General features: G+C 56.4%; 6 protein-coding genes. 3 read left to right on the top strand and 3 right to left on the bottom strand.

Going from position 1 to position 4,666, the window contains the following annotated elements:
• The first annotated feature begins 303 nt into the window (after positions 1-303).
• Genes NTX71_07385 through NTX71_07375 form a run of 3 tightly spaced genes read left to right on the top strand, consistent with a single transcriptional unit; the run spans position 304 to position 2,011 of the window.
• Entirely contained in the window at positions 304-483 is a 180-nt protein-coding gene (locus NTX71_07385; protein MCX6339727.1) for a hypothetical protein, read from the top strand.
• Positions 480-1,679, top strand: coding sequence for a transposase (locus NTX71_07380; protein MCX6339726.1), 1,200 nt, complete (start codon positions 480-482; stop codon positions 1,677-1,679). Before NTX71_07385 ends, NTX71_07380 begins: the two co-directional genes overlap by 4 nt.
• Positions 1,592-2,011, top strand: coding sequence for a transposase (locus NTX71_07375; protein MCX6339725.1), 420 nt, complete (start codon positions 1,592-1,594; stop codon positions 2,009-2,011). Before NTX71_07380 ends, NTX71_07375 begins: the two co-directional genes overlap by 88 nt.
• Before the next feature lie 445 nt (positions 2,012-2,456).
• On the opposite strand, the gene xerD is transcribed toward NTX71_07375, so the two are convergent.
• From xerD to NTX71_07360, 3 genes are all read right to left on the bottom strand, one after another.
• A complete protein-coding gene (gene xerD, locus NTX71_07370; protein MCX6339724.1) occupies positions 2,457-3,344 on the bottom strand; it encodes a site-specific tyrosine recombinase XerD in 888 nt (295 codons plus the stop codon).
• Between the two features lie 290 nt (positions 3,345-3,634).
• Positions 3,635-4,348: an MBL fold metallo-hydrolase gene (locus NTX71_07365; protein ID MCX6339723.1), complete on the bottom strand. Its 714-nt coding sequence runs from the start codon at positions 4,346-4,348 to the stop codon at positions 3,635-3,637.
• A 24-nt stretch (positions 4,349-4,372) separates the two neighbouring features.
• Positions 4,373-4,666: hypothetical protein (locus NTX71_07360; protein ID MCX6339722.1), on the bottom strand; the 294-nt coding region annotated here is incomplete at its 5' end.

Genomic DNA, 4,666 nt, shown 5'->3' with positions numbered 1-4,666 from the left:
GCGAAATTATGCAAATTCTCAGCCTTTCGCTTCTCGAAGATGTGCCTCTCTCGCAGTTAGTTACAACAAATCTCCCGCAAGATATAAATGTCGAGTGTCACAACCAACTGCAATTGTTTGTGTTATAACCGGACAGTACTGACTCCCATTAATAAAATCCGTGCTCATCCGTGAAATCAGTGGATGATCGTCCATACTGTTTCCCCCCTATAACTGAGAAGGTGTGAAAAAATTACCAAAAAAGTTGTACTCTAGCGATATAGCTATGGTATTATATATCCCCGTCCCCGAGAGGAGGGAACAATGGGATATGCGACGAAGGTGCAGGTGATACAGCGGAGCAACAATACGCGGCAATTCTATCTGATACTGCCGGCGCCATTAGCGGAAGCACTGGAGATGAAGAAGGGGGAGACGATCGAGTGGGTGGTCAAGGACAAGAAGAGCCTGATGATCAAGCGTATCTCCGGGGGTGCGAAGTGAACGAGGAGATACGGAGTGGGGAGGGGAAGGAGAAGGCGCCGCGGGTAGTGCGGGTGGATCGGAAGCAGGTGGTGATGCGGGTGGTGGATATCGAGGGGTTGATCGAGGAGGGACATCCCGCGCGCGGGATCTGGGAGATGCTGGGGCGGGTGGACCTTGGGCGGTACTATGATGACATTGAATCGGTAGAGGGAGAGGCGGGGCGAGCGGCGTTTGATCCGCGGATGATGGCGACGCTGTGGATGTACGGCTACAGCGAGGGGGTGGGCCAGGCGCGGGAACTGGGGCGGCGGTGCGGGTATCATCCGGCATACCAGTGGATCACGGGGTTGCAGGATATAAGCTACCACACGTTGTCGGATTTTCGGGTGAAGCATAAGGAAGCGCTGGACGAGCTGTTCGTGGAGATGCTGGGGATATTGAGTGCGGAGGGGCTTATCGCGTTGGAGCGTGTGACGCACGACGGGGCGGAGATCAAGGCGCAGTGTCGTGCGGGCACATTTCGGCGTGAGGGGACGCTGCGGGAGCACATGGAGATGGCGAAGATGCATGTGGAGAAGGTAACCGCAGCGGGAGACGAAGGGGACGCGGCGGGGGTGAAAGAGGCTGCGGCACGGCGACGAGGGGCCCGGGAGCGTGCGAAGCGGATAGAGTCGGCGCTGCAGGAATTGGAGAAGGTGCGTGAGACGAAAAGAGGGACGAAGGCGAAGGAGAATGTGCGGATAAGCAGGACTGAGCCCGAGGCGCGGGTGATGAAGCATGGAGATGGGGGGTATGCGCCAAGCTACAACGCGCAGATAACGACGGATACGACGGCGGGGATGATCGTGGGGGTTGGGCTCACGGATGAGGGGAGTGACTATGGGCAGTTGGTGCCGTCGATCGAGCGAGTGGAAGCGCAGGCGGGAAAGCGGCCCGGGCAGATGATAACCGACGGGGGGTTCACATCGCGTGGGAACATCATCGAGGCGAAGACGATGGGGGTTGATTTAATAGGGTCGTGGAGGGGGAAGAACGCGATATCCGCGGGGCAGATGAGACGTCGAGGAGTGGCTTCGGATTTCATACCGGACAAGTTTCGCTATGATGCGTCACGCAACGAGTATATGTGCCCAGCGGGCAAGATATTGGTATTGGAAGGGGGGATAGAGAGCGGAAGATCGGGCGCACGAACTACAGTTATCACGCGAGGGTAACGGAGTGTGGAGCGTGCCCCTGCAAGGGGCAGTGCTGTCCGCAGAACACCGCAAAGGGGAGATCGATCAGACGCGGGGTTGATGACCCGGCGGTGGAGGCGTTCAAGAAGAAGATGGAGACGACGGAGGCAAAAGAGATCTATCGCCAGCGCGGGAGGTGGAGCGAGTTTGTCAACGCCTGGATCAAGGAGAAGATGGGGCTGAGAAAGTTTCATCTTCTGGGAAAAGGGAAGGCGTTGATGGAGTTGCTGTGGGTGTGTGTGACGTACAACGTCAAGCAATGGATACGACTAAGCTGGCGGCGCCGTGTGACGGAAGCGAATGTCGCATAGTGATAAAGGGCGCCCTTACGCAAAAGGCCGCGGACGGCATAAGAAGGATTATCGCGGTTTTTTCTTCAGGGGAACACTGATTTTAGCCGTACGGAGACTCATTCTCTGATTTCAACAGGATCAGAAGAAGGGATAGCTTGAAAAGTCGAATTTTTTCACACCTTCTGAGGGGTTACTGCCCAAATCAACTGCTTATCGTCGTCGGCTCAATATTTTGCCGCAGAGCCTTCCTGCCAGCAAGCAAGGACACGGAGATAAAGAGGCAACCGTTTTATTCAATGCCTTCAGTGTCTTCAGTGGTTCAACCAACATAGCCACGGACTTGCACGGATTAACACAGATTTCAACCGCCCCAACTTTAAACTTTGGGCTTTACACTTTAAACTGTGGTCTCATCCGCGTTCATCAGCGGCGATATTGTAAAACGGCCCTCCACTCCTCACCCTCATCCGCGGGGATGGAACTTTTTATGGATGCTCTTCAGCCTGTCTTTGTCCACATGCGTGTACGTCTGCGTGGTGGAGATGTCGGCGTGGCCGAGCATCTCCTGGATAACCCTCAAATCAGCCCCACCCGAGAGGAGATGGGTGGCGAAGGAATGCCTCAGCGTATGGGGGGTTATCCTCTTCTGGAGCTTCGCGCGCTTCGCGTAGCCCTTGATGATCTTCCAGAGCCCCTGGCGTGTGAACGGCTTCCCCTGGCGGGTGAGCAACAGGGCCTCCGAGGCTCTCAGGCGCAGAAAATGCGGCCTCGTCAACTTGAGGTAGCTGTCCAGGGCCTTCCTGGCCATCCGCCCCAGAGGGATAATCCTCTCCTTTGACCCTTTCCCCATGCACCGGATATACCCCACCTCGAGGTTGACATCAGCGACCTTGAGGTTCGCCGCCTCCGAGACCCTCACACCGGTGGCATACATGAGCTCGAGCAGGGCCCTGTCCCGCCTGCCGTAGTGCGTCGCGGGGCGGGGGCTGTTGAGCAACTGTTCCACTTCGGCAATGGACATCACCTCCGGCAGATGCTTCCATATTTTCGGAGACTCTATGACATCGGTGATATCCGAACGCACGAAGCGGTTCGAGGCGAGGAAGCGGAAAAATACCTTTATTGCCGCAAGGTTGCGGGAGAGCGAGGTGGAAGAAATGCCCCGTGACTTCTCAGCCATGAAATACGCGCCAATCGCATCACGCGTCGCGTCATCAAGTGATTTCACCCCACGGGCATTCAGGAATTTGATAAACCTCGCGAGATCCCTCCTGTACGCGTCAAGGGTGTGGGGCGATAATCCCCGCTCCACATTCAGGTAGTTCATGAACTCATCCAGGAGGACCTGCATTCCTCGCCTCCGCTGCCGCGCGCGACTCACCACAGGGCGCGGATCAGATATTTTGTTCCGCTCCGAAAAAGTTGGTGGTCTTCAAGGGGAGAACCTACTATGTGTAGCTCCTATTCGCTTAACTCCCTCCCCTTCCAAGGTGGGGAGGCAAAGGCGGGGATGTTCACTGCTGGTGCACCCTCCCCTTACCCCTCCCATCAGAGGGAGGGGAGACTATATGTGTTTCTCTCTACCATGATCTCGTTGCCATACATCAAGTTTCATCTTAAGGATGCTCCCCCCATATCAACTTATTGGGATGAGATCTTCATATTAAAAAACGGATTGCATCGTTTTTCCCGCCGCAGCGTTGTCTCGGGGCCGTGGCCGGGGAGTAAGCGCGCCCGATCAGGAAGCGGCATAATCCGTGTCCGGATCGAATCCATAAGGGCCTGGTACGATCCACCCGGAAGATCCGTTCTGCCCACCGAATCCTCGAAGACGGTGTCTCCACTGAAAAGCACGGGGGGCTCTTCCCCTTTCCCCTCATACCAGAGGCAGATGCTCCCCGCAGAATGGCCCGGCGTGTGAATCACCTTGAGCGAGAGCTTTCCTATCTTGATCTCATCCCCGCCATGGAGCAATCTGTCGGGAGGGGGGGATGGCTCGAGGAAGAGGCCGATAAGCTTGCTGAGCATGCCGGACTGGGCAAGCACCGGCGCGTCATCCTCGTGCAGTAATAGCTGGATCTTATAGCGTTTCTTTATCTCCGCGTTTGCCGCAACATGGTCAGGATGGGCATGCGTATTGATAATCACGACGGGTTTTAAACCGCCGCCTTCTATGCAGCGGGCAATTTCCCGCGCATCTCCCCCGGGGTCGATGATCGCCGTCTCACGCGTCGCCGGATCGCTCATGAGATAGCAGTTTGCCTGAAGGGGGCCGACGACAAGTTTTTTAATCAGCGCGCAATCCATATCCGTACCTGTGCAGTATAGTATATTCTGAAACACGAGAAAGGTCACGAAGCCCTTCATAACGTGAGTTTTTCAGCGCTTTTTCCTTCGCCATAGCGCCGGGGCCATGAGGATGATAATTCCCATCACACCGAGCGAGTAGCCGAAGACCTGCGTGATAATGTGAGCAGAGACGCCGGAGAGCGCGGCGAGCTCCCGCGGGTATCCGAGAAGATAAAACGTCCCCGTCCAGACTCCCTCATAGAGGCCAAAGCCGCCGATGCCGCTGAGCGGCGTGCTCGCGGAGAGCTCGGCCAGCGAGGACCCGAGGAACACCGGCCAGTAGCCGATCGCGCGCATGGTGTAGGTGTCCGGATCAACCGGATT

The sequence above is a fragment of the Candidatus Auribacterota bacterium genome (genome assembly GCA_026392035.1).
Taxonomy (GTDB): domain Bacteria; phylum Auribacterota; class Tritonobacteria; order UBA1439; family UBA1439; genus JAPLCX01.
Note: the sequence above shows the minus strand (reverse complement) of the source record. Positions and strands in the feature narration are given on the sequence as shown.